This window comes from Streptomyces sp. NBC_00224 (genome assembly GCF_041435195.1).
Classification (GTDB): domain Bacteria; phylum Actinomycetota; class Actinomycetes; order Streptomycetales; family Streptomycetaceae; genus Streptomyces.
This window is the reverse complement of record NZ_CP108106.1, coordinates 6,895,001-6,916,189: the sequence shown is the minus strand read 5'-3', so window position 1 is coordinate 6,916,189 and position 21,189 is coordinate 6,895,001. Positions and strand designations below refer to the sequence as shown.

The 21,189-nt window shown below is 70.2% G+C and carries 15 protein-coding genes and 2 rRNA genes (1 of these 17 running past the window's edge); 6 read left to right on the top strand and 11 right to left on the bottom strand.

The window, feature by feature from the left end; all coding sequences use genetic code 11:
- Positions 1-69 precede the first annotated feature (69 nt).
- Entirely contained in the window at positions 70-2,190 is a 2,121-nt protein-coding gene (glgX, locus tag OG965_RS30830; protein WP_371655307.1) for a glycogen debranching protein GlgX, read from the top strand.
- On the opposite strand, the gene OG965_RS30825 is transcribed toward glgX, so the two are convergent.
- Positions 2,144-3,415, bottom strand: a complete 1,272-nt coding sequence (locus OG965_RS30825; protein ID WP_371655306.1) for an MFS transporter — start codon at positions 3,413-3,415, stop codon at positions 2,144-2,146. The two genes, glgX and OG965_RS30825, sit on opposite strands and share 47 nt — an antisense overlap.
- An 81-nt stretch (positions 3,416-3,496) precedes the next feature.
- Between OG965_RS30825 and treY the strand changes: the two genes are divergently transcribed.
- Positions 3,497-5,908 carry a malto-oligosyltrehalose synthase gene (gene treY / locus OG965_RS30820; protein WP_371655305.1) on the top strand — a complete coding sequence of 804 codons (2,412 nt, stop codon included), beginning with the start codon at positions 3,497-3,499 and terminating at the stop codon, positions 5,906-5,908.
- Here the strand turns inward: treY and OG965_RS30815 are convergent.
- Together OG965_RS30815 and OG965_RS30810 are read right to left on the bottom strand one after the other, a co-directional pair.
- On the bottom strand, positions 5,868-6,932 hold the full coding sequence (locus OG965_RS30815; RefSeq protein ID WP_371655304.1) for a cytochrome P450: 1,065 nt from the start codon (positions 6,930-6,932) through the stop codon (positions 5,868-5,870). The two genes, treY and OG965_RS30815, sit on opposite strands and share 41 nt — an antisense overlap.
- A 134-nt stretch (positions 6,933-7,066) precedes the next feature.
- A complete protein-coding gene (locus OG965_RS30810; protein WP_371655303.1) occupies positions 7,067-7,999 on the bottom strand; it encodes a LysR substrate-binding domain-containing protein in 933 nt (310 codons plus the stop codon).
- 132 nt (positions 8,000-8,131) lie between these two features.
- Here OG965_RS30810 and lpdA point away from each other — a divergent pair, with 132 nt between their 5' ends.
- Positions 8,132-9,577, top strand: a complete 1,446-nt coding sequence (gene lpdA / locus OG965_RS30805) for a dihydrolipoyl dehydrogenase (RefSeq protein WP_371655302.1) — start codon at positions 8,132-8,134, stop codon at positions 9,575-9,577.
- Between the two features lie 15 nt (positions 9,578-9,592).
- Here the strand turns inward: lpdA and OG965_RS30800 are convergent, their stop codons facing one another.
- Together OG965_RS30800 and OG965_RS30795 are read right to left on the bottom strand one after the other, a co-directional pair.
- Positions 9,593-10,081 carry an N-acetyltransferase family protein gene (locus OG965_RS30800; protein ID WP_371655301.1) on the bottom strand — a complete coding sequence of 163 codons (489 nt, stop codon included), beginning with the start codon at positions 10,079-10,081 and terminating at the stop codon, positions 9,593-9,595.
- Positions 10,082-10,198: 117 nt separating this feature from the next.
- Complete coding sequence (locus tag OG965_RS30795) at positions 10,199-10,753, bottom strand: FHA domain-containing protein (protein ID WP_371655300.1); 555 nt, start codon at positions 10,751-10,753, stop codon at positions 10,199-10,201.
- 163 nt (positions 10,754-10,916) lie between these two features.
- Here OG965_RS30795 and OG965_RS30790 point away from each other — a divergent pair, with 163 nt between their 5' ends.
- Positions 10,917-11,879: a GNAT family N-acetyltransferase gene (locus tag OG965_RS30790; RefSeq protein WP_371655299.1), complete on the top strand. Its 963-nt coding sequence runs from the start codon at positions 10,917-10,919 to the stop codon at positions 11,877-11,879.
- A gap of 15 nt (positions 11,880-11,894) precedes the next feature.
- Here OG965_RS30790 and OG965_RS30785 read toward each other — a convergent pair whose 3' ends face one another.
- Entirely contained in the window at positions 11,895-13,244 is a 1,350-nt protein-coding gene (locus OG965_RS30785) for a GH1 family beta-glucosidase (RefSeq protein ID WP_371655298.1), read from the bottom strand.
- Positions 13,245-13,361: 117 nt separating this feature from the next.
- Between OG965_RS30785 and treZ the strand changes: the two genes are divergently transcribed.
- On the top strand, positions 13,362-15,113 hold the full coding sequence (gene treZ / locus OG965_RS30780; protein ID WP_371655297.1) for a malto-oligosyltrehalose trehalohydrolase: 1,752 nt from the start codon (positions 13,362-13,364) through the stop codon (positions 15,111-15,113).
- 24 nt (positions 15,114-15,137) lie between these two features.
- Here the strand turns inward: treZ and OG965_RS30775 are convergent, their stop codons facing one another.
- From OG965_RS30775 to OG965_RS30765, 3 genes are all read right to left on the bottom strand, one after another.
- Positions 15,138-16,268: a M24 family metallopeptidase gene (locus tag OG965_RS30775; RefSeq protein WP_371655296.1), complete on the bottom strand. Its 1,131-nt coding sequence runs from the start codon at positions 16,266-16,268 to the stop codon at positions 15,138-15,140.
- 88 nt (positions 16,269-16,356) lie between these two features.
- Positions 16,357-17,316 (bottom strand): hypothetical protein, encoded by a 960-nt coding sequence (locus OG965_RS30770; RefSeq protein WP_371655295.1) that lies wholly within the window; start codon positions 17,314-17,316, stop codon positions 16,357-16,359.
- 83 nt (positions 17,317-17,399) lie between these two features.
- Positions 17,400-18,047: a nucleoside/nucleotide kinase family protein gene (locus OG965_RS30765; protein WP_371655294.1), complete on the bottom strand. Its 648-nt coding sequence runs from the start codon at positions 18,045-18,047 to the stop codon at positions 17,400-17,402.
- Between the two features lie 59 nt (positions 18,048-18,106).
- Between OG965_RS30765 and OG965_RS30760 the strand changes: the two genes are divergently transcribed.
- A complete protein-coding gene (locus tag OG965_RS30760; RefSeq protein ID WP_371655293.1) occupies positions 18,107-18,493 on the top strand; it encodes a VOC family protein in 387 nt (128 codons plus the stop codon).
- An 86-nt stretch (positions 18,494-18,579) separates the two neighbouring features.
- Here OG965_RS30760 and rrf read toward each other — a convergent pair.
- Both rrf and OG965_RS30750 read right to left on the bottom strand, forming a co-directional pair.
- Positions 18,580-18,696 (bottom strand): 5S ribosomal RNA (rrf, locus tag OG965_RS30755).
- A gap of 77 nt (positions 18,697-18,773) precedes the next feature.
- A 23S ribosomal RNA gene (locus tag OG965_RS30750) occupies positions 18,774-21,189 on the bottom strand (it continues 708 nt past the right edge of the window).

Below are 21,189 nucleotides of genomic sequence, written 5' to 3'. Positions count from 1 at the left end.
CTTCTTTTCCGGGAGGATCTGCGTCAAGTGCCCCTCAGTACCCGGATCAGAAGTGGAAGAGTCTTGCCCATGCAGGTGTGGCCGGGACAGGCGTACCCACTCGGCGCCACGTACGACGGCGCCGGGACCAATTTCGCGGTCTTCTCGGAGGCCGCCCGCCGGATCGAGTTGTGCCTCCTGCACGACGACGGGTCGGAGACGGCGGTGGAGCTGCGCGAGAGCGACGCGTTCGTGCGCCACGCCTATCTGCCCGGAGTGATGCCGGGTCAGCGCTACGGCTTTCGCGTGCACGGCCCGTACGAGCCGCAGAAGGGGCACCGCTGCAACTCGGCGAAACTGCTCCTCGACCCCTACGCGCGCGCTGTCAGCGGAAGCATCGACTGGGGCGAGGCGGTGTACGGCTACTACTTCGACCGCCCCGACGCCCGCAACGACATGGACTCGGCCCCGCACACCATGACGTCGGTCGTGGTCAACCCGTACTTCGACTGGGGCGACGACCGGCCGCCGCGCACCGAGTACCACCGCACGGTGCTCTACGAGGCCCATGTGAAGGGCCTGACGATGCTCCACCCGGAGCTGCCCCCGGAGACGCGCGGCACCTATGCGGCCCTGGCGCACCCCGCGGTCATCGGGCATCTGACGGAACTGGGGGTCACCGCCCTGGAGTTGATGCCGGTGCACCAGTTCGTCAACGACCACCGGCTCGCGGACGAGGGGATGTCCAACTACTGGGGTTACAACACGATCGGATTCTTCGCCCCGCACAACGCCTACGCCTCCTGGGGCGACCGGGGGCAGCAGGTCCTGGAGTTCAAGCAGGCGGTACGGGCGCTGCACGAGGCCGGGATCGAGGTCATCCTCGACGTGGTCTACAACCACACGGCCGAGGGCAACCACCTGGGCCCCACGCTCTCCTTCCGCGGCCTCGACAACGCGCAGTACTACCGGCTCGCCGACGACCCGCGCTACTACGAGGACACCACCGGCACCGGGAACTCGCTCCTGATGCGCTCGCCGCACGTCCTCCAGCTGATCATGGACTCACTGCGGTACTGGGTGACCGAGATGCACGTGGACGGATTCCGCTTCGACCTCGCGGCGACGCTGGCCCGGCAGTTCCACGACGTGGACCGCCTGTCGTCGTTCTTCGACCTGGTGCAGCAGGACCCCGTGGTGAGCCAGGTGAAGCTGATCGCGGAGCCCTGGGACGTCGGCGAGGGCGGCTACCAGGTGGGCAACTTCCCACCCATGTGGACCGAGTGGAACGGCAAGTACCGCGACACCGTACGGGACCTGTGGCGGGGCGAGCCGCGCACTCTCGCGGAGTTCGCCGGCCGGCTCACCGGCTCCTCCGACCTCTACCAGGACGACGGGCGGCGGCCGCTGGCCTCCATCAACTTCCACACCTGCCACGACGGGTTCACCCTGCACGACCTCGTCTCGTACAACCAGAAGCACAACGACGCCAACAAGGAAGGCAACCGGGACGGCGAGAGCCACAACCGGTCCTGGAACTGCGGCGCCGAGGGCGACACCGAGGACACCGGCGTGGTGGAGCTGCGCGAGCGCCAGATGCGCAACTTCATCGCCACCCTGATGCTGTCGCAGGGCGTGCCGATGCTCAGCCACGGCGACGAGTTCGCCCGCACCCAGCACGGCAACAACAACGCCTACTGCCAGGACAGCGAGCTGAGCTGGGTGAAGTGGCCCGACCCGGGCAGCGACCCGGAGGGGACGCTGCTCGCCTTCACCCGGACGATGGTGTGGCTCAGGCGCGACCACCCGGTGTTCCGGCGCCGCCGCTTCTTCCACGGCCGGCCGGTGGAGGGCACCCACGACGAGCTGTCGGACATCGCCTGGTTCACCCCTGAGGGTGAAGAGATGACCCAGCAGGACTGGCAGGCGGCGAGCGCCAAGGCGCTGACGGTCTTCCTCAACGGCAACGCGATCTCGGAGCCCGGCCCGCGCGGCGAGCGCATCGCGGACGACTCGTTCCTGCTGATGTTCAACGCGAGCGCCGAGACCATCGACTTCCTGGTGCCGGTCAACCACGGCAGGCAGTGGCAGGTGGTGGTCGACACGGGCCGCCGCGAGGGGGTGCCGCCGGGCGAGGGCGCCAAGGTGACGGCGGGCGAGCGGGTCACCCTTGTGGGGCGGAGTCTGACGGTGCTGCGGCGTCCTGCCTGAGCGGGCGCGGGGATCCCTCGGTCCGTGCGGGGACCGCCAGGCCCCGTACGGACCACGAGAGGACCGCGCACAAGGCCGCCGCGACCACCATGACCGCGAAGGCCGCCACCGGCCCGTGGTCCTGGGCCAGCCGCCCCGACAGCGCGAGGGCGAGCGCCTGCCCGCCGACGATCCCGCTGGTCAGGAACGCCATGGACTCGGCCAACCGGGCGGCGGGGACGAGCCGTTCGGTCAGCGCGAAGAGGGTGATCAGATGCGGGGCGTACGCCACACCGAGAACGACCACCGCCGCGTAAAGAGTTCCCAGCGACCCGACGAAGAGCAGCGGCACGGAGAGCACCACCAGAGCGGCGGTGGCGATCCGCCAACGCGCGCGTAGCGCGAGCCCTTCCGGTACGGCGACCATGGCGAGACCCGCCGCCGCGCTCATCACGCCCATCGCGGCGTACACGAGCCCGGTCTGCGACGCCCGGTCCAGCCGTTCGGTGAGGGCGGTGATGCCCGCCTGGGAGGCGCCGAACATGGCACCCTGGAGCACCATGGTGGCGCGCAGCGCGTACACCGCCCCCGGCAGCCGGGTGCGCGGCGCCCGGACACGCTCCTCGGGCACCACCTGCCCGGCGGTCGGATGCAGGGCGAAGGCGGTGCCGCAGACGGCGAGCAGCCCTGCCGCGACCAGCAGCGCGACCGCCGGGTGGGCGAGCGCCGCGGCGAGCCCGACGAGGGCGGGTCCGAGCACGAACGACACCTCGTCGAGGGTGCCTTCGAAGGAGAGCGCCGCCGCCACGGTCCGCTCGTCCGCCCCCGCCCCCGCGCGCCGTGCCAGGGACACGGTCCGGCTCCGGGCCAGCGGGCCGACCTGCGGCACGCTGGCCCCGGCGAGCGCCCCCAGCAGGGCCAGCCGGCCGGTCCCCGCGTGGGCGAGCGCGGCCAGGACGAGGGCGGTGACGGCGGCCGCGTTGACGAGCGCCGCGGCGAGCACCACGCGCCGCTGGCCGTGACGGTCGGCGGCGCGGCCCAGGAGCGGGCCGCCGGCGGTCTGGCCGAGGGCGAGCGCGCCGCCCGCGAGCCCGGCGGTGGCCAGGCTGCCACTGGTCTCGGCGACCAGCAGCACGCTGCCCAGCTGGCACATGGCCGTCGGCAGCCGTCCGAGGAACGAGACGACGGGGAGCAGCGGCCCGGTGAGGGCGATGACCTTGCGATACGTGTGCAGGGCTCCGGACATCAGGCGAAGCTAACGCGGCAGACGGGTGCGGACGCATGGGCCGAAGGCACAGAAGCCGCGTAGCGGGGTACGTACGTTCGCATGACACCCACTGCGACCTACCGGCTGCAGCTCCAGCCGGACTTCCCCTTCCGTGCCGCCGAGCGCGCCGTGCCGTATCTGGCCTCGCTCGGGGTGTCGCATCTCCATCTGTCGCCGGTACTGGAGTCGGTGCCGGGGTCGACGCACGGCTACGACGTCGTCGACCACGCGCGCGTACGCGAAGAGCTCGGCGGCGAGGAGGGGCTGCGGCGGCTCGCCCGCACCGCCCGGGCGGCCGGGCTCGGCCTGGTGCTCGACATCGTCCCGAACCACATGGCGGCGTCGCCGCGCCACAACCGGCAGCTGTGGGAGGTACTGCGCGAGGGTCCCGACTCGCCGTACGCCACATGGTTCGACATCGACTGGGCGGCGGGCGGCGGCAAGGTGCTGCTGCCGGTCCTCGCCGGGCCGCTCGGGGGCGAGCTGGACCGGCTGACGGTGAACCGGGGAAGGGGAGTACTGGCGTACGGGGAGGCGCATGAGTTCCCCTTGCGCGCCGGTACGGAGGGGCTGCCCCTGCCCGAGCTGCTGGACGCCCAGTGGTACCGGCTCGGCTGGTGGCGCCTCGCCCGCACCGAGCTCAACTACCGCCGCTTCTTCACCATTTCGGAGCTCATCGGTGTCCGCGTGGAGGACGAGAACGTCTTCGCCGCCACCCACGCCAAGGTGCTGGAGCTGGTCCGGGACGGGGTGGTGGACGGGCTGCGGGTGGACCACCCGGACGGGCTGGCCGATCCCGAAACGTATCTGCGGCGCCTGAACACGGCGACCGGAGGCGCCTGGACGGTGGTGGAAAAGATCCTCGCCCGCACCGAGCCGCTGCCGCCCGGGTGGCCGGTCGCCGGGACGACCGGCTACGACGCGCTCCGCCGGATCGACGGCCTCTTCACCGATCCGGTCGGCCATCGGGAACTTCTCGGCCACTACCAGGAGTTCACAGGTCAGGACGGCGACCGGGGCGGGCACTGGGAGCCGACCGCACGCCGTGCCGCGTACGAGGTGGTCACGCACGACCTGGCCGCCGAAGTGGACCGCCTGACGCGCGCGGCGGCCCGGCTGTGCGCCCGCGACCCGGGGCTGCGCGACCACGCGCCGTGGGCACTGCGGCTCGCCCTGCGCGAACTGCTGGTCCGGATGCCGGTCTACCGCCCGTACCGGACCGGCGGGCAGGAGGTGCTGACCCCGGAGACGGCGCGCCGAGCGCGGGAGGCCTTCGCGGTACCGGAGGAGGCCGCGGCGGTCGACGCCGTACGGGACCTCGTGCTCGGACGTCACGGGGTGAGGGCCGACGGCGACGACCTCGAACTACGCGCCTTCCAAGCCCGTTTCGCGCAGACATCGTCGGCCTTGCGCGCCAAGTCCCTGGAAGACACGGCATTTTATCGACATGTAGCCCTCTCGTCCGCCAACGAGGTGGGCGGCGACCCCGGGCAACCAACCGTGTCCCCGGACGAGTTCCACTCCTACTGCACCCGGATCTCCCGCGACTGGCCGGCCACCGGGACCGTACTGTCCACGCACGACACCAAGCGCAGCGCGGACGTACGGGCACGGATCGCCGTACTCTCCGAGTGCCCGGGGCAGTGGAGGGCCCTGCTCGACCGGCTCTCCGAGCCGCCCTCGCCCGATCCGCAGCTGGCCTGGACGGCCTGGCAGACGGCGGTCGGCCTCGGCGGCACCGGCCTCACCGAGGAGCGGCTGGGCGGCGCCCTGCTCAAGGCCGCGCGCGAGGCGGGCCTGCGTACGAGCTGGACCGAACAGGATCCGGTGTACGAGAGGGCGCTGACCGACTTCGCCGCGTCGGGCCCCGCCGGGGCACTCGCGGCGCGGATCGCGGAGTTCTCCCGCAGCCTGGCGTCGGCCACACGCGCCAACGTGCTGGGGGCCGCGCTGACGCATCTGACGATGCCGGGCGTGCCGGATGTGTACCAGGGCACGGAGTCGGAGTGCCTGACGCTGGTCGACCCGGACAACCGACGGCCGGTGGACTTCCCGGAGACCGGCCTGGGCTCACCTTCGGGCGAGAAGGGCGAGGTATCCGTGGCGGCTCTTCGACTGAGGCGGGAACTTCCGGAGGTGTTCGGGGAGTTGAGTACGTACGAGCCGCTGATCGCCACCGGGCCGGCCGCCGACCACTGCCTCGCGTTCTCCCGTTCCGGCGAGGTGGTGACAGCGGTGACCCGGCTCTCCCTACGGCTGGCCGAGTTGGGCGGCTGGGGCCCGACGGAGCTGGCGCTGCCGGAGGGAGTGTGGGCCCATGTCCTGAGCACCGACCGCTCCGGACAGTCCCACCAATCGAGCCGCTCCAGCCGGGAGTTCAGGGGGGCGGTGAAGCTGCGCGATCTGTTCGCCGACCGTCCGGTCGCGCTGCTCAGGCGGGTCGTACCAGAAGGGTCCGCGGGGCCCGGGTGAGCAGCCCGGTCTCGGTGGGCCGGAAGCCCTCGGCCCACCGGAGCTTCGGCATGGCCTCGCACAGCGCCCGCACCGCGCACTCCGCCTGGAGTTCGGCCACGCGCGCGGCCGGGCAGTCCGGGGGCCCGAAAGCGAGCTGGGCCGGAGCGGTCCGGCGGGGGTCGAACCGGTCCGGGGCGGCGAACCGATCGGGGTCCCGGCTCGCGGCCCCGACCAGCAGGGCGACCGCGGCGCCCGCGGGGATCGTGCCGTCGGCCATGCGGATATCCCCGCGCGCCCGCCTCAGCACGACATGGACGGGCGGGTTCCGCCGCAGGGACTCGGCCCACGCGGCCGTAAGGGCGCCCGGCGCGTCCCGCACGGCTGCCCACTCATCCGGACGATCGAGGAGGTTCGCGAGAAGGGAGGCAAGGGCCTTGCCGATCAGGGCGGACCGATCGGCGCAGAGCACGGCCAGGGACGCGGCCGGGCCCGCACGCCGGCCCCCGGCCCGGCTGCCGCGTGCCAGCTCCGCGCACGACAGCCCCAGCGCGGTGGCGGCGGTCCCCACGGGCAGCCAGTGGCAGAACTCCTGGGCCAGGTCGGCCACTTCGCGCTGCGCCAGCCGCCGCGCGAGCACGAAGGCGGTCCGCTCGGACACCTCCCGCAGCACCCCGAACGCCTCGTCGTCCACCTCGCGGCGGGGCCCCTCGCACCACACCTCACCGGGCCAGCAGCACGGCCCACGCCGGGGCCGGACGAGCCCGGGGTCGCCCAGCGCGGCCGCGACATCCCCGTACCGGCTGACCAGCCACGCCCCGAGCCGGTCGTCCCACAGGAGGGGGTACGACTCGCGCAGGGTGCGATAGAAGCCGTACCGGTCGCTCACCGCTTCGGGGCCGAGGAGGGAGGGCGTGGCGGGCACGCCGGGCGCGGGGGCGACCGCGCGCGGGGCAGGCGTGTCGAGCCCGGAGCCTGCCGGGACGGCCGCGCGGGACGCGAGATCCAAAGAGCCGACCGCGTCGGGCGCGAGGCCCACCGGCACAGCCGCCGCAGCCCCCTTCCCTGCGCCCCCGCCCGTCGGCGCTGCCGGAAGTGGTGTCGTCGGTATCGGTGCGCCCGGGTCGACCGGCATGAGGTGTCCTCCCCGGTCGGGCGCCCGGGTGGGCGCGGTTGTTCTCAGCGGACCACCGGCGCCTCGCAGTCGCGATCGGCGTTCGGCCGTACGGGTGATACGCCCCTGCCCCCGTACGGCGCGGACCCGCGCAGCAGCTCGGCGAAGGCGGCCGCCGCACCGGTCAGCTCCACGCGGGAGAAGACCGCGAGGGCGCGCCTCCACGGCGGGTCGACGGGCAGCACCACACAGTCCTCACCGATCCCGCCCCGGACCACGTGCGACGGGGCGGCGACGACACCGACCCCGGCCGCGGCCATCCGTACCGCCGTGGAGGTGTGCTCGGTGCGCAGGGCGGTGCGGGGCGTGAAGCCCGCCCGGCCGCAGACCAGGTCGAGGAACGGCACCCCGTCCACCGACGGCTCCATCGCACACCGCACCCAGTTGTGGTCCGCCAGCTCTTCCAGCCGCACGCTCGACCGCCCGGCGAGCGGGTCGTCGAACGGGACGATGAGGGCGATCTCCTCGTCCCCGACCTCGACCACCGGCCCGTCCCAGCGGCGCGGCCGGGGTCCCACGGCGAGGTCGGCCGTGCCGCGTTCGAGCTCCTCCTCCAGCGCCTCGGTGGAGGCGTACTCGTGCAGGACGAGGCCGACGCCCGGGTGCTCACGGCGCCAGCGGGCGAAGACGTCGGGGAGCACCCCGACGGCCACCGAGTGCACGGCCGCGATGTGCAGTTCGCCGCCCCGCGCCCCGGCCGAGGCGCGAGCCGCCCGCTGGGCGCGTGCGGCGCTGCGCACGGCGAGCTGGGCGTGGGGCAGGAAGGCGCGGCCCATGGGGGTGAGCCGCACCCCGCGCGGCAGCCGTTCGAGCAGATCGCCGCCGACGGACTTCTCCAGCGCCTTGATCTGGTGGGAGAGCGCGGGCTGGGTGACGTGCAGCAGCTCGGCCGCGCGCGTGAACGAGGACTCCTCGACGACCGCGACGAAGTACTCCATCTGCCGAAGACTCACTCCGACCCCATTTCCCCCATGGACGTTCTCCTGAACGTTCTCCCATAAGCATTGTGCATCGGCCCCACAAGAACATTGCCTTGGACTCATGGCAAGGTCCGGACGGAGGCTGGACCCATGACCGAGAACTCCGTAACCCCCTTGCACCACACGTCAGATGTGAACCGAGTGCCCGATGTGATCGTGATCGGCGGTGGCACCGGTGGCTACTCCACCGCGCTGCGCGCCGCCGCCCTCGGACTGACGGTCGTCCTCGCCGAGCGCGACAAGGTCGGCGGCACCTGCCTGCACCGCGGCTGCATCCCGAGCAAGGCGATGCTGCACGCGGCCGAGCTCGTCGACGGCATCGCCGAGGCGCGCGAGCGGTGGGGCGTGACGGCCACGCTCGACTCGGTGGACTGGGCCGCCCTGGTGGCCACCCGCGACGACATCGTCTCCCGCAACCACAAGGGCGTGGAGGGCCACCTCTCGCACGCCCGGGTCGCGGTGGTCCGGGGCAGCGCGCGGCTGACCGGACCCCGGAGCGTACGAGTGGAGGGGCACGGCGAGTTCACCGCCCGGCGCGGCATCGTCCTCGCCACGGGCTCCCGCCCCCGGATGCTGCCCGGCCTGGAGGCCGACGGGCGGCGCGTGGTCACGAGCGATGACGCGCTCTTCGCCCCTGGCCTTCCGCAGTCCGTCCTGGTCCTCGGCGGCGGCGCGATCGGGGTCGAGTACGCCTCCTTCCACCGTTCGATGGGCGCCGATGTCACCCTGGTAGAGGCCGCCGACCGGCTCGTGCCGCTCGAAGACGCCGATGTGAGCCGCCACTTGACCCGCGGCCTGAAGAAGCGCGGCATCGACGTCCAGACCGGCGCCCGCTTCCTGAGCGCGGAGATCCTGGACAACGGCGTACGAGCGACCGTACGCACCGCGCGCGGCGAGACCCGTACCGTCGAGGCCGAGCGGCTGCTGGTCGCCGTGGGCCGGGCCCCGGTGACCGATGGGCTCGGCCTGGCTTCGGCCGGACTGGCCACGGACGAGCGCGGGTTCGTGGCCCCCGCCGACTGGGCCCGGCTCGAAACCGCCGTTCCCGGCATCCATGTCGTCGGTGATCTGCTGCCCCCTCCTTCCCTCGGCCTGGCCCACGCCTCGTTCGCCGAGGGCCTGCTGGTGGCCGAGACCCTCGCCGGTCTGGCGTCACCGCCGGTCGACTACGCGGCGGTGCCCCGTGTCACGTACTCCTCTCCGCAGACCGCCTCGGTGGGTCTGACCGAGGCGGACGCCCGCAACCGCGGACACGACGTCGTCGTCAACTCGATGCCCCTGACGGCCGTCGCCAAGGGGATGGTGCACGGCCAGGGCGGTGTGGTGAAGGTCGTCGCCGAGCGCGACGGGCAGGTCCTCGGCGTCCATCTCGTGGGCCCCCATGTCTCCGAGATGATCGCCGAGTCCCAGCTGATCGTCGGCTGGGACGCCGAACCGTCCGATGTGGCCCGCCACATCCACGCCCACCCGACCCTGTCGGAAGCGGTCGGCGAGACGTTCCTGACCCTCGCGGGACGCGGCCTCCACCAGCAGTGACGGCCGTAGGCGGAGCTACTCGCAGACCCGGTCCCGGTCGATGGGAAGCGAGTAGCGCAGCTTCTCGCGGCCGGTCGCGCCCATCCGGTCGTAGAACCGCCGCGCCCCCTCGTTCCACACCGGTGTCTGCCACTGCACCTGGTCCATCCCGAGCTCCCTGGCCTCGGCGGCCACCGCGTCGACCAGCAGGGCGCCCAGGCCGAGGCCCCGGTGGCCGTCGCGGAGGTAGAGGCAGTCCATGTGCAGGTACTCGCGCGCCTGCCAGGTGGAGAACTCGGGTGCGCAGCTCGCGTATCCCACGACCTCGCCGCCCGGTATCTCGGCGACGAAACAGCGCACCCGGGGCCGTTCCTGGCCGAAGAGCAGGACTCCGAGCCGCTCCGCGAGATCGGGCGCGGGCGGCGCGGCCTTCTCGTACACCGCGTGCTCCGCCGCGAGTTCGGCCAGGCGCGGCAGGTCCAAGGGGCGGGCGTGCCGCACACGGGGCCGCTGGTCGTCGTTCATACCGCCATGATGAGGGGCACCACTGACAACGGCCCCGACGGGGGCGTTCGCCCAGTTCAGCGCGGTGCGAGTCAGTGCCATGGGAGTGCGTTGCCCGGTGGGTCAGTGCCCTGGGAGTCAGTGCGTCGCGAGCCGGAAGCTCATCCGCCCGAAGCTCACCTGGTCGCCGTCGTTGACGACCACCGCCCCGGTCACCCGGCGCCCGTTGACGCTCGTTCCGTTCGTGGAGCCGAGGTCGCGCAGCACCCACACGCCGGACTGGTGGCTCAGCTCGGCGTGCACCCGGGAGACCGTCTCGTGGCTGAGCCGCAACCCGTTGTGCGGATCGCGGCCGATCCGCAGCGGGTAGGGGCCGGGCACGGGGAACAGCAGCTTCGGCAGCCGCTCGGACTGCCACGCCCGGCGCATCGCCACGCTGAACCCGGACACCCGGCTCACCGCCCCGTACAGCGCCCGCGACCAGCGGCCCTGTGTGTCCAGGTCGGCGGTGAGCGCGGCCAGTTCGTCGGAACGGCGTGCGGACAGGGCAAGTTCCATCCGGCGCATGAACGTGTCGTGGGACAGCTTTCCCTGCGCGGCGCCCTCTCTGAGCACGTCGAGCACACGGTCGCGCTCGTCGTCCGACAGCCGGGCGGGAGCGGGATACGTGGAGAACTGGAAGGACGACGTCACAACAGAGATTGTCGGGCCGACGGCCTCGGCGTGTCCAGCAGGGCCGGACTTTGCCCCGGTTCTCCGCTCCGCCCCCTCTGACCTGCGCGGAAAACCCCTTGCTGAGCGGCCGCGCGCGATTGTTAGGGTCTGGCGACCCTGTACAGCCCATGAGGGGAACCCCTTGACGACATCCGCGTCGGACATCACCTTCCGTCCGCTCGCCGGGCCCGAGGAACTCGGGCTCTTCCAGCAGCTCTCCTACGTACTCGACCATGAAGTCGAGGACGATCTGGCCACCGGCCGCCGTCTGCCCGCATGGATGTGGGTGGCACTGCGCGGGGACCGGGTGCTGGCCCGCCTCTCCTGGTGGACGCCGCCGGACCACGAAGTCCCGCTGAGCCTCGACTTCTTCGACGTCGACGACTCGCTGCCGCCCGCCGAACGCCATGCCGTCGGACTGAAGCTCCTGGAGACCGCGACGGCCGCGGTGATCCCGGCCGGCGCCGCCCGCCCGGAGTACGGCCGCTACGCGCCCGGCGACTGGCGCGAGGACCCCCACGCGCGCGAGGTCGTCGACACCCGGATGAACATCCTGGCCGAGACCGGTGCACAGCTCCTGGTCGAGCGGTTGCGCCTGGAGTGGCGTCCGGGAACTCCGGTTCCCGCCGCGTCCACGCGGCTCGTGTTCCGCCCGGCGACCGACCGCGAGGAGCTGCTCTCGCTGATGACGCTGGTCCTGGAGGGCACGCTCGACGAGCACAGCCGTACGGAGATGCTGACGATGACGCCGCGCGCGTCGGCGGAGCTGATGTACGAGGAGGAGTTCGACACCTTCAAGACGCCCCGCGAGTGGTGGCAGATCGCCGAACTCCCCGACGGTGGCGGCCCGGTGGGCTTTGTCATCCCCGCCCGCAACAACTACCACCCGATCATCGCGTACGTCGGCGTGCTGCCCGCCCACCGCGGCCACGGCTACATCGACGACATCCTGGCCGAGGGCACACGCATCCTGGCCGCCCAGGACGTCCCGCGCATCCGCGCCTCGACGGACCTCGCCAACGTGCCGATGGCGAACGCCTTCACGCGCGCGGGGTACGTGACCTTCGAGCGCGCGATCAACATGGTCTGGCCGAGCGACAGCTGAAACGTCTCTTCGGGCTCAGCCGACGGCGCGCTGGGCCCGGATCACGTCCCGGTACCACCGGTAGGAGTCCTTCGGGGTGCGCCGCAGCGTCCGGTAGTCGACGTGGACCAGGCCGAAGCGCTGTGCGGCGCCCTCGATCCACTCGATGTTGTCGGTGAGGGACCACACGAAGTAGCCGCGCACATCCACGCCTTCGGCCATGGCTCGGTGCAGGGCGCGCAGATGCCCGTCCAGGTAGCGGATGCGACCGGCGTCCTCGATGCCGTCGTAGGAGCAGCCGTTCTCGGTGATGTACACCGGCGGCAGGCGGTCGCCGTAGCGCGCCTTCAGCTGGACGAGCATCTCGCGCAGGCCGTCCGGGACGACCGGCCAGCCGAACGCGGTGGTCTCGTACCCCTCGATCTCCCGGATGCCGAAGGGCAGTTCGGCGGGCATCTCGAACCCGGCGAAGGACTCGACGGCCTCGGGTGCGGGCGCGCCCACGCGCGTGGGGTTGTAGTAGTTCACCCCGTACCAGTCGAGCGGGGCCGAGATGACGGCGAGGTCGTCCGCGACCGGGCCCGGCATCAGCGCGGCGAAGTTCTCGTCGGGGTAGCGGCCGGTGAGGACGGGGTCCGCGAACAGCCAGTTGCCGATGGTGTCGTAGAGGTCCGCGCCGAAACGGTCCTCCTCGCTCTCGCCCGCGGGCCACACGGGAGTGTGCGAGACCGCCAGGCCGATGTTCCGGGCGCCCGCCGCGCGCAGCGCCCCGACGGCCAGGCCGTGGGCGAGGAGCTGGTGGTGGGCGGCCGGAAGGGCGTCGAAGAGGAGCTTCTTGCCGGGGGCGTGCTCACCGAGCGCATAGCCGAGCAGCGTCACCTCGGCCGGCTCGTTGACGGTGATCCACATGGGGACGCGGTCGGCGAGCCTTTCGGCCACTACGCGCGCGTAGTCGGCGAACCGGTAGGCGGTGTCACGCTGGAGCCAGCCGCCCGCCTCCTCCAGCTCCAGCGGCGTGTCCCAGTGGTAGAGGGTCGGCGCCGGGGTGATGCCGTGGGCGCACAGCTCGTCGACGAGCCGGTCGTAGAAGTCGAGCCCCGCCGTGTTGACCGGGCCGCTGCCGCCCGGGACGACGCGCGGCCAGCTGACGGAGAACCGGAAGGCTCCGGCGCCGAGCCCGGCGAGCAGGGCGACGTCCTCGCGGTAGCGCTCGTGGAAGCCGGTGCCACGGGCGGCGTCGGCGCCGTCCTTGATACGGCCGGGCTCGGCGGCGAAGGCGTCCCAGCCGGAGGGGCCCTTGCCCTCGGCTGCGGCGGCCCCCTCGGTCTGGAAGGCTGAGGCGGAGGCTCCCCAGAGGAAGCCGTGCGGGAACGGCGGCAGGGTCATGGATCCGGACCTTAATGGCGAGTAACCACAACCTCCAGACCTTGATCCCGCCTTCCGCGGACGATGGATGCCCGCTTGCACGGTTTGACGGTACGCGGGCAACGGGAGGTATCAAGAATGTTGTTCGAGGTGTGGGCGCCGCGGGCGGACCGGGTCGCCCTCCAGCTGGAGGGCACGACCCACGACATGGAGCCGCACCCGGTGCGGACCGGATGGTGGCTGACCGAGGCCGGGGCCCGGGACGGCGACCGCTACGGGTACGTCGTGGACGGGGGCCGCCCGCTGCCGGACCCGCGCTCCCGCCGCCAGCCGGACGGGCCCGACGGCCTCAGCGCCGTCGTCGTCCACGAGGACCACCCCTGGCAGCACCCCTGGGAAGGCCGCAGGCTGTCCGGCGCGGTCCTCTACGAGCTGCACATCGGCACCTACACCGAAGCGGGCACCTTCGACGCCGCGGCCGCCCGCCTCGCCCATTTGGCGGAACTGGGGGTGACGCATGTCGAGCTGATGCCGGTGTGCCCGTTCCCGGGGCGGCACGGCTGGGGGTACGACGGCGTGGCACCGTGGGCCGTGCACGAGCCGTACGGCGGCCCCGAAGGGCTGAAACGATTTGTCGACGCGGCGCACGCCCACGGCCTCGGAGTCGTCCTCGACGTCGTCCACAACCACCTCGGCCCCTCCGGCAACATCCTCCCCGCCTTCGGCCCGTACTTCACCGACACCCACCACACGCCGTGGGGCGCCGCCGTCAACCTGGACGCCCCCGGGTCGGACGAGGTGCGCGCGTACCTCCTGGAGAGCGCGCTCGCCTGGCTGCGCGACTACCGGCTCGACGGGCTGCGCCTGGACGCCGTGCACGCACTGTTCGACACGCGCGCGTTGCCGTTCCTCGAAGAGCTCTCCACCGCCGTCGACGTGCTCTCCGTACAGCTGGGCCGCCCGCTCTTCCTGGTCGCCGAGTCCGACCGGTGCGACCCGCGCACCACCGCCCCGCGCGCGCAGAACGGCCTCGGGCTGCACGCCCAGTGGAACGACGACTTCCACCACGCCCTGCACACCGCGCTGACCGGCGAGTCCCAGGGCTACTACGCCGACTTCGCGCGCGCCCCGCTCGCCGCCCTGGCCAAGACCCTCACCCGGGTCTTCTTCCACGACGGCACCTATTCGACCTTCCGCGGTCGCGTCCACGGACGGCGCGTCGACCGCACGAGGACTCCCGCACACCGGTTCCTGGGCTACGCCCAGACCCATGACCAGATCGGCAACAGGGCGCTGGGAGACCGCCTCTCCGCGACGCTCTCCCCCGGCCTGACCGCCTGCGCCGCCGCGCTGGTGCTGACCGGCCCGTACACGCCGATGCTCTTCATGGGCGAGGAGTGGGGCGCCCGCACGCCGTGGCAGTACTTCACCGACCACCCCGATCCCGAACTCGCCGAGGCCGTACGGGCGGGCAGACGGCGGGAGTTCGCGGCGCACGGCTGGGCCGAGGAGGACATCCCCGACCCGCAGGACCCCGCCACCCGGGCGCGCTCCTGTCTGGACTGGGACGAGCCGGGAAGGGAGCACCACGCGCGCGTACTCGCCTGGTACCGCCTGCTGATCGCGCTGCGCCGCACCCGGCCCGACCTCACCGACCCGGACATCGCCGCGGTCAAGGTCGTCCACGACGAGGAGGCGCGCTGGCTCACGTTCCGGCGCGGCGACCTCAGAACCGTGGTCAACCTCGGCAAGGAGCCCGCGCTGATCCCGCTGGGCCGCAACAACTGCCAGGTACTGGCCGCCTGGGAGCCGGTACAACCACCGCGCCCGGACGGCGAGTTCCGGCTGCCACCCGAGTCGTGCGCGATCCTCGGCCCGCCGAGCACCTGACCGGCCGACTCACCGGTTCGTCGACTAGTCGACGAGCGCCATCTCGCGCGCGGTGTTGTTGAAGCTGCGCCCGCCGTCCTCGGTGACCGTCACAATGTCCTCGATCCGTACGCCGAACCGGCCCGGCAGATAGATCCCCGGCTCCACGGAGAAGCACATGCCCGGCACCAGCGGCTGCTCCTCCCCCTCGATCATGTAGGGCGGCTCATGGGTGGTGACGCCGATGCCGTGGCCGGTGCGGTGGATGAAGTACTCGCCGTATCCGGCCTCTTCGATCACCGCGCGCGCGGCCCGGTCTACATCCTGGCAGGCCACCCCGGGCTTCACGGCCTCGCACCCGGCCCGCTGGGCCTCCCGTACGACGTCGTGGACGCGCTGCTCCTCGGCGCCGGGCTCGCCGACGTGGACGGTACGGGTGGTGTCCGAGCCGTAGCCGTGCTTGAGGCCGCCGAAGTCGAGGACGACCATGTCGCCGCGCTCGATGGTCCGCTCGCCCGCCTCGTGGTGCGGGTTGGCGCCGTTGGGGCCGGACCCGACGACTGTGAAGTCCACCTGCGAATGGCCGAACTCCAGGAGCAGCGCGGCCAGATCGGCGGCCACGTCCGTCTCCTTGCGCCCGGCGAACCGGACCTTGAGGATCTCTCCGTACGCCTCGTCCGCCGCCGCCCCGGCCGCCTCCAGGCGCGCCAGCTCGTGCGCGTCCTTGACCGCCCGCAGCATCGGCAGCGCCTCTGTGAGGGCCGCGTAGGAGGTTCCGGGGAGCTTCTGCTGCAGTCCGAGCAGATGCATCGCCCAGGCGTTGTCGCTCACGCCGAACCGGCCGTCCACGTCCAGCAGGGGCGCGGTCACTGCGTACGGGTCGGTGCCGTCGGTCCAGTCCCGCAGGGTGAGAGCGGCGGCCCCGGCGGCGCGCTCCGCGTCCGGCGCCTCCAGCTTCGGTACGACGAGGACCGGCTCCTGCCCGGCCGCGAGCACCAGCATCGTCAACCGCTCGGTGATCGCGGTCGGCTGATACCCGGTCAGATAGACCATGTCGGGTCCGGGCGCGACGAGGACACCGGCGAGTCCCGCGTCGGCGGCGGACTCGGCGGCGCGGGCCATCCTGGCCCGGTAGTCGTCAGCGGTGAAGGGCGCGGGAACAGGTGTAATAGGCATGCGCCCCATCCTGCCCGTACACCGCCGGGCACGCGATCGGGACGGTGAAACGGGACGGCGAAAATACGGGGCCGCGGCCCGGAGGCCGTCAGGCTCCCTCCTGGCTGTCGCCCACCAGCCGTTCGAGGAGCTCCTGGAAATCGTCGCCGACGACGATCCGCAGGCCGTCGCCCTCGTCCTCGCGATCGCTGAGCTGCGTGAGCGTGCCGTCGCGCCACCAGTAGACGAACGGGCTGATCGCACCCGGCGTGTCCTCGAAGCCGGCCGCGGCGAAGGACGCCATGGCATTGAGCGCCGGGATCATGCCGGAGTCGCGGATCACATGGAACGCCAGCTGGTGCCGGAACGGCATGGCGACCAGAGCGCCGTCCTTCGTCAGCTCGCGCCCGGTGAGCTGCGGGGCCAGGGCATCCAGGGCGAGCACCCGGCTGGCCGTGTAGAAAGAGTCCCCGACGACCACTTCGAACCGCATGCCGTCCTCGCCCTTGACGCTCTCGTGCGACTCGACGGGCAGCTGCTTGAGGTTGCGCAGGGCCTGGGCGCGCAGGTCGGGAAGGTGGCCGAGGGGTTCCAGCGCCTCGTCGGTGAGCATCATGACGCTCTCCGGCAGATCCAGGGCGAGGATCTCGTACAGGCCCGGTGCGACACCGCGCGCGTAGCTGAAGGTCTGCGGGTCGAGCCCCGCCTCGCTGATCACCCGGGGGTAGAGCTGGGCGCGGATCTGCTCGGGCGGCAGGGTGTCGAGGGCGGAGGGGCCGTCCATGGTGCGCAGCACCATTCCGACGTGACGGCGAACCAGTTCCGGCCACACACGGGGCCCACGGCGGTCGTTGTGACAGACCGCCGCGAGGTTCGCGAGGCCGAACCGGCGGCCGGCGCTGTCCTTCACGGAGTCCGCGTAGAGGGTCACCTCCAGGCCCTGCTCGGCGAACGCCTCGCGCACCTGGGCACGGAACCGCGAGCCCTCGTCGGCCGAGAAATAGCCGAACTCCGCGTCCCGGGGCACATCGCTCCGGTCCCGCTTCGGCCCCCGTCGGAATATCCCCACGTCAGCTGCCTTCCGTCACACGGGTCACACGGTAGCCCCGCGGTAGATCCCTACGCCGTTCCCACGCCCGGTGAAGGCCGAGCCTACCCAGGCTCCATCTGACTGACGACAAGATCCGCACGGTCCCGGCCACCTGCCACCACGCGCGCGTTGGCCTCGTCGGACTCCCTGACCCACCGTTCCGCGTACGGGCGGGCCTTCCCGTACCGCACGTGCCGCTCGACGAGCCTGCGCACCCGCTCCCCGCCGTCGATCTCCAGGAACCAGACCTCGTCGAGCAGCGACCTGACCGGTGCCCAGCCGTCCTGATCGTGCAGGAGGTAGTTCCCCTCGGTGACGACGAGCGGGACGGCGGGATCGACCGGGATGCTCCCGGCGACCGGCTCCTCGATCGAGCGGTCGAAGGCCGGCGCGTACACCACGGTGCCGGGCTCGGGTGTCCGCAGCCGGGTGAGCAGCGCGGCGTATCCGGCGGCGTCGAAGGTGTCCGGGGCGCCCTTGCGGTCAGCACGTCCGAGGCGGACGAGTTCGGCCTGGGCGAGGTGGAAGCCGTCCATCGGGACGAGCACGGCGTTCCCGCCGAGCCGCTCCACCAGCCGCCCGGCCAGCGTGGACTTCCCGGCGCCGGGCGCCCCGGCGATGCCGAGCACGCGCCGGCGACCGGGAACGGCGAGCAGCCGGGCACGCTCGACGAGACGATTCAGCACAGCGCTCTCCGCAGCGATCTCCATGCCGGGCATTCTCCCGTGGCGGCTTGGCACCCTGGCAGTCATACGTATAACCTCGTGCCATGTCCCATATCGCCCTGATCACGCTCGTCGTCCGCGACTACGACGAGGCCATCGCCTTCTACACCGACGCCCTCGGCTTCGAACTGGCCGAGGACACCGACCGCGGGGACGGCTCACGCTGGGTGGTGGTCCGCCCGCGCGGCACCGGCACCGCGTCGCTGCTGCTGGCCCGCGCCAAGAACGAGGCCGAGCGCGCCAGCGTCGGCGCCCAGACCGGCGGCCGGGTCGGCTTCTTCCTCTACACCGAGGACTTCGCGGCCGACCACGCCCGGATGACGGCGGCCGGCATCCGGTTCCTGGAGGAGCCGCGCCACGAGGTGTACGGGTCGGTCGCGGTGTTCCAGGACCTTTACGGCAACCGCTGGGACCTGCTCCAGCCCGCGTGAACGTCGGCATTTGGCGCCTGATATGGCGCCGGTAAACGCAGAAAAGCCCCGTACCGGATCCCGGTACGGGGCTTTTCTCAAAATTTGTTCGGCGGCGTCCTACTCTCCCACAGGGTCCCCCCTGCAGTACCATCGGCGCTGAAAGGCTTAGCTTCCGGGTTCGGAATGTAACCGGGCGTTTCCCTAACGCTATGACCACCGAAACACTATGAAATTAACGATGCTGGTGTAGACACAGCTGTTCGTTATTTCAGAACTAACACAGTGGACGCGAGCAACTGAGGACAAGCCCTCGGCCTATTAGTACCAGTCAGCTCCACCCCTTACGAGGCTTCCACATCTGGCCTATCAACCCAGTCGTCTACTGGGAGCCTTACCCTCTCAAGGAGGTGGGAATACTCATCTCGAAGCAGGCTTCCCGCTTAGATGCTTTCAGCGGTTATCCTTTCCGAACGTAGCCAACCAGCCATGCCCTTGGCAGGACAACTGGCACACCAGAGGTTCGTCCGTCCCGGTCCTCTCGTACTAGGGACAGCCCTTCTCAATATTCCTGCGCGCGCAGCGGATAGGGACCGAACTGTCTCACGACGTTCTAAACCCAGCTCGCGTACCGCTTTAATGGGCGAACAGCCCAACCCTTGGGACCGACTCCAGCCCCAGGATGCGACGAGCCGACATCGAGGTGCCAAACCATCCCGTCGATATGGACTCTTGGGGAAGATCAGCCTGTTATCCCCGGGGTACCTTTTATCCGTTGAGCGACGGCGCTTCCACAAGCCACCGCCGGATCACTAGTCCCGACTTTCGTCCCTGCTCGACCCGTCGGTCTCACAGTCAAGCTCCCTTGTGCACTTACACTCAACACCTGATTGCCAACCAGGCTGAGGGAACCTTTGGGCGCCTCCGTTACTCTTTAGGAGGCAACCGCCCCAGTTAAACTACCCATCAGACACTGTCCCTGATCCGGATCACGGACCCAGGTTAGACATCCAGCACGACCAGAGTGGTATTTCAACGACGACTCCACAACCACTGGCGTGGCCGCTTCACAGTCTCCCACCTATCCTACACAAGCCGAACCGAACACCAATATCAAACTGTAGTAAAGGTCCCGGGGTCTTTCCGTCCTGCTGCGCGAAACGAGCATCTTTACTCGTAGTGCAATTTCACCGGGCCTATGGTTGAGACAGTCGAGAAGTCGTTACGCCATTCGTGCAGGTCGGAACTTACCCGACAAGGAATTTCGCTACCTTAGGATGGTTATAGTTACCACCGCCGTTTACTGGCGCTTAAGTTCTCAGCTTCGCCACCCCGAAGAGTGACTAACCGGTCCCCTTAACGTTCCAGCACCGGGCAGGCGTCAGTCCGTATACATCGCCTTACGGCTTCGCACGGACCTGTGTTTTTAGTAAACAGTCGCTTCTCGCTGGTCTCTGCGGCCACCCCCAGCTCAGGAAGCAAGTTCCCTCACCAGTGATGGCCCCCCTTCTCCCGAAGTTACGGGGGCATTTTGCCGAGTTCCTTAACCATAGTTCACCCGAACGCCTCGGTATTCTCTACCTGACCACCTGAGTCGGTTTAGGGTACGGGCCACCATGAAACTCGCTAGAGGCTTTTCTCGACAGCATAGGATCATCCACTTCACCACAATCGGCTCGGCATCAGGTCTCAGCCTCAATGTGTGACGGATTTGCCTATCACACGGCCTACACCCTTACCCCGGGACTACCACCGCCCGGGCTGGACTACCTTCCTGCGTCACCCCATCGCTTACCTACTACCACCTTGGATCGACGGCTCCACCACTTTCCTTTCCCCGAAGGGTCCGGAACGGCTTCACGGCCTTAGCATTAATGGATTCGATATTGGGCGTTTCAAAGCGGGTACCGGAATATCAACCGGTTGTCCATCGACTACGCCTGTCGGCCTCGCCTTAGGTCCCGACTTACCCTGGGCAGATCAGCTTGACCCAGGAACCCTTAGTCAATCGGCGCACACGTTTCTCACGTGTGTATCGCTACTCATGCCTGCATTCTCACTCGTGAACCGTCCACCACTAGCTTCCGCTGCGGCTTCACCCGGCACACGACGCTCCCCTACCCATCCATACGCCCGTTGGGGCTATGTGTATGAATGACACGACTTCGGCGGTACGCTTGAGCCCCGCTACATTGTCGGCGCGGAATCACTTGACCAGTGAGCTATTACGCACTCTTTCAAGGGTGGCTGCTTCTAAGCCAACCTCCTGGTTGTCTCTGCGACTCCACATCCTTTCCCACTTAGCGTACGCTTAGGGGCCTTAGTCGATGCTCTGGGCTGTTTCCCTCTCGACCATGGAGCTTATCCCCCACAGTCTCACTGCCGCGCTCTCACTTACCGGCATTCGGAGTTTGGCTAAGGTCAGTAACCCGGTAGGGCCCATCGCCTATCCAGTGCTCTACCTCCGGCAAGAAACACACGACGCTGCACCTAAATGCATTTCGGGGAGAACCAGCTATCACGGAGTTTGATTGGCCTTTCACCCCTAACCACAGGTCATCCCCCAGGTTTTCAACCCTGGTGGGTTCGGTCCTCCACGAAGTCTTACCTCCGCTTCAACCTGCCCATGGCTAGATCACTCCGCTTCGGGTCTAGAGCGTGCAACTCAAACGCCCTGTTCGGACTCGCTTTCGCTACGGCTTCCCCACACGGGTTAA

What these genes read in the sequence shown, in the direction of transcription:
- glgX (WP_371655307.1), top strand. Translation starts at nt 70, where the DNA reads ATGCAGGTGTGGCCGGGACAGGCGTACCCACTCGGCGCCACGTACGAC.
- OG965_RS30825 (WP_371655306.1), bottom strand. Translation starts at nt 3,415, where the DNA reads ATGTCCGGAGCCCTGCACACGTATCGCAAGGTCATCGCCCTCACCGGG.
- treY (WP_371655305.1), top strand. Translation starts at nt 3,497, where the DNA reads ATGACACCCACTGCGACCTACCGGCTGCAGCTCCAGCCGGACTTCCCC.
- OG965_RS30810 (WP_371655303.1), bottom strand. Translation starts at nt 7,999, where the DNA reads ATGGAGTACTTCGTCGCGGTCGTCGAGGAGTCCTCGTTCACGCGCGCG.
- lpdA (WP_371655302.1), top strand. Translation starts at nt 8,132, where the DNA reads ATGACCGAGAACTCCGTAACCCCCTTGCACCACACGTCAGATGTGAAC.
- OG965_RS30800 (WP_371655301.1), bottom strand. Translation starts at nt 10,081, where the DNA reads ATGAACGACGACCAGCGGCCCCGTGTGCGGCACGCCCGCCCCTTGGAC.
- OG965_RS30785 (WP_371655298.1), bottom strand. Translation starts at nt 13,244, where the DNA reads ATGACCCTGCCGCCGTTCCCGCACGGCTTCCTCTGGGGAGCCTCCGCC.
- treZ (WP_371655297.1), top strand. Translation starts at nt 13,362, where the DNA reads ATGTTGTTCGAGGTGTGGGCGCCGCGGGCGGACCGGGTCGCCCTCCAG.
- OG965_RS30775 (WP_371655296.1), bottom strand. Translation starts at nt 16,268, where the DNA reads ATGCCTATTACACCTGTTCCCGCGCCCTTCACCGCTGACGACTACCGG.
- OG965_RS30765 (WP_371655294.1), bottom strand. Translation starts at nt 18,047, where the DNA reads ATGGAGATCGCTGCGGAGAGCGCTGTGCTGAATCGTCTCGTCGAGCGT.
- OG965_RS30760 (WP_371655293.1), top strand. Translation starts at nt 18,107, where the DNA reads ATGTCCCATATCGCCCTGATCACGCTCGTCGTCCGCGACTACGACGAG.